Source organism: Pseudomonas sp. K5002, from assembly GCF_013386655.1.
Classification (GTDB): domain Bacteria; phylum Pseudomonadota; class Gammaproteobacteria; order Pseudomonadales; family Pseudomonadaceae; genus Aquipseudomonas.
Map to the genome: position 1 here is coordinate 1 of NZ_JACARK010001510.1, position 561 is coordinate 561.

Sequence of the window (561 nt, forward strand, 5' to 3'; positions counted from 1 at the left end):
CGCAGGCGCGGCCCGGTCCTGGCGACCCGTGGCAACCTGAACAATGACTTCGGCGCTCCGCTGACCCTGCTCGAACTGGCCCCGGAACACACGGCGGCCGTCATTGAGCTGGGTGCTTCGCGCATCGGCGAAATCGCCTACACCGTGGCCATGACCAAGCCTCATGTCGCGGTGATCAGCAACGCCGGTACTGCCCACGTCGGCGAGTTTGGCGGCCCTGAAAAGATCGTCGAAGCCAAGGGCGAAATCATCGAAGGCCTCGACGCATCCGGCACTGCCGTGCTGAACTTCGATGACAAGGCCTTCGAAACCTGGCGTGTCCGTGCCGCCGGTCGCAAGGTGTTGAGCTTCGCGGTGCACAACGCCGCTGCCGATTTCCATGCCTCGAATATCAAGGCCGACGCCCGTGGCTGCCCGTCCTTCACCCTGCATACCCCGCAAGGTGACGAGCACGTACAACTGAACCTGCTGGGCAACCACAACGTCGCCAATGCCCTGGCTGCCGCCGCCGCCGCCCACGTGCTGGGCGTGTCGTTGTTTGGCATTGCCACCGGCCTTGGC

Annotated in this window: 1 protein-coding gene; it reads left to right on the top strand. The window is 64.7% G+C overall.

The genetic code is table 11. The annotated features are described in order from the left end of the window. A partial coding sequence (locus HX846_RS37580) for a Mur ligase family protein (protein ID WP_256740476.1) occupies positions 1 to 561 on the top strand: 561 nt, incomplete at both ends.